The organism is Azospirillum sp. UFLA03-27 (assembly GCF_059803775.1).
This window is the reverse complement of sequence record NZ_JAUQTX010000434.1, coordinates 1-2773: the sequence shown is the minus strand read 5'-3', so window position 1 is coordinate 2773 and position 2773 is coordinate 1. Positions and strand designations below refer to the sequence as shown.

General features: G+C 71.2%; 1 protein-coding gene. It reads right to left on the bottom strand.

What is annotated here, in order from left to right:
* Nucleotides 1–2773: calcium-binding protein (locus Q4I23_RS31940; protein WP_498528900.1), on the bottom strand; the 2773-nt coding region annotated here is incomplete at both ends.

Genomic DNA, 2773 nt, shown 5'->3' with positions numbered 1-2773 from the left:
GTTATAGTCTCGTGGGCTCGGAGATGTGTATAAGAGACAGGGCCCGCCGTGATGGTGAAGACCTCATCGCTGCCGGTGCCGACGATCAGGCAGGTATTGTCGACGGCCCAGGCCGTGCCGTCGCCGAAGCGGATGGTGGAGACGCCGTCCGGGTTGCCGTCGAAGTGGTTTCTGACGATCCAGGAGTCGGAGCTTCCGGTGTAGGCGATGCGCAGGTCGTCGCCCTCGCGGGTCAGCCGCATCCGGTCGGGGTCGATGGTCAGCGCGAAACTGATGCTGTCGGTGCCCTCGCTGCCATAGAGCGTCACCTCCCCGCCGCCGAGGCCGAAGACGGTTGTGTCGTTGCCGGTGGTGCTGATGACGATGTCGGCGCCGCTCACCCGCCAAACGGTGCCATCGGCCAGTTCGATGGCCTGAATGCCGCCATTGCCGGCCCCGGCCAGAACGTCGGCGGAGAAGTGGTTGAAGGCGATCACCGAGCGGTCGGTCCCGGCGATGCGGATCTCCAGATCGTCGCCGCGGCGCGACAGGCGCAGGTCGGCGGCGGTCACGTCACCGCCGAAGCGGATGACGTTCGCCCCGTCGTCGGCATGGACCGTGCGGCTGGTGAATCCCGGCTCGATGGCGATGGTGTCGTCGCCCGTGCCGCCCATCAGCAGGATGTCGCCCCACACCGGCCAGACCACGCCGTCCGCGAACACGAACTCCCGGATGCCGCCGATGCCCGCCCCCGCCGCGCCGTTGGCGGCGAAATGTTCCATGATGGTGACGCGGTCGCGGGCGTAGCCGTCCTCGCCCGCCGGGCCGCCGCCCGCGTCGAACAGGATGTGCAGGTCGTCGTCGATGCGCACCAGATGCGCGATCTCATGCCGGAAACCCGCCCCCAGCCGGACGATGTCGTTCCCGCCCTCGCCGAAGACAACGACATGGCCAGCGCCGGATGGCGCGGTGATCACGTCGTCGCCCGGCGTGCCGGTCAGCACGAGGTCGCCGAACATGCGGACGCCGTCCTGGACATTCACCACGCTGTCGCCGCGGCGGTAGCTGTTGTAGAGGACACCATCCTCGGTCAGCGTGCCGACCCGCCGCCAGCCCGACTCCTTGAAGGTCACGAAGTCATCGCGGTCGCCGGTGACGTAGAGCGGCGCGCCGCCCGCGTTGGCCCGGACGCCCTGCTCGTTGAAGATCAGCGTCTGGTGGCCCTCGGCGGTCAGGTCGAACCGCTCGATCCCGTGAACGTTCACGGCGGTGCCCAGCAGCATCAGCCGGCTGCCCTCGAACCGCAGCGTGTCGTCGCCCGAACCGCCGTCCACCGAGACGAAGCCCTCGTCCAGAACCCGCAGCGTGTCGTTGCCGGCCCCGCCCGCCAGCGCGTCGGCCCCGCCCCGGCCGTCGAGGTAATTGTCCGCGCCGTCGCCGGTCAGGCTGTCGGCCTGCCCGGTGGCGATCACCCTTTCCACGCCGGACAGACGATCCCCCTCCGCGTCGCCACCGCTGCCGGTGCCCGCCGCGAGATCGACCGTCACCCCGGCGGCGGAGGCGGAATAGTCCGCGGTGTCGGTTCCCGCACCGCCGACCAGCGTGTCGGCTCCGGCTCCACCGATCAGCGTGTCGTCGCCCGCCGCACCGTCGAGCCGGTTGGCCCTGCCGTCGCCGATCAGGAGGTCGGCGTGGCCGGAACCCGACAGATTCTCGATGCCGGTCAGGCGGTCGCCTTCGGCGTCGCCGCCCAGGCCGGTCCCGGTGGTGAGATCGACCGCGATCCCCGCGTCCGATCCGGAATAATCGGCGGTGTCGGCCCCGCCGCCACCCTCCAGCGTGTCGGCGCCAGCCCCGCCCTCCAGGACGTTGTCCAGACCGTCGCCGGTCAGCCGGTCGTCGAAGGCCGAGCCGACCAGGTTCTCGACCCCGCTCAACCGGTCGCCCTCGGCGGTGCCGCCGCTGCCGGTGCCGGCCGCGAGGTCCACGACCACCGCGTCGGCGGAGGCGGAATATTCGGCAGTGTCGATGCCTGCCCCGCCGACCAGCGTGTCGGCACCCTCGCCGCCGATCAGCGTGTCGTCGCCCGCCGCACCGTCGAGGCGGTTGTCCCCGCCGTCGCCGGTCAGGCGGTCGGCTTGGTTGGAGCCGGTCAGGTTCTCGATGCCGGTCAGACGGTCGCCTTCGGCGTCGCCGCCGGTCCCCAGGCCGGTCGACAGATCGACGGTGACTCCATTGGCAGAGGTCAGGTATTCCGCGGTGTCGATGCCCTCGCCGCCGATCAGCGTGTCCGCACCGCCCAGGCCGGCCAGCGTGTCGTTGCCGTCTTGCCCGTCCAGCCGGTTGCGGTTCGCGTCGCCGGTCAGCCGGTCGTTGCCGCCGGAGCCGAGCAGATTCTCGATTCCCGACAGCCGATCGCCCTGCGCATCGCCGCCGGTCCCCGTGCCGCTCGCCAGACTGACCGTCACGGCGGCAGCCGACGCCGTGTAATCCGCCGTGTCGGTGCCCGCACCGCCGACCAGGGTGTCGGCGCCAGCACCACCGATCAGCGTGTCGTCGCCCGCAGCGCCGTCGAGCCGGTTGGCCCCGCCGTCGCCGGTCAGGCGGTCATTGCGGCTGGAACCGGTGACGTTCTCGATGCCGGTCAGGACGTCCCCCTCCGCATCGCCGCCCAGACCGGTCCCGGTGGCGAGATCGACGGTCACCGCGGCGGTCGAGGCCGAGTAATCCGCGGTGTCGGTTCCGGCCCCGCCGATCAGCGTGTCGGCCCCGCCCAGGCCGGCCAGGGTGTCGT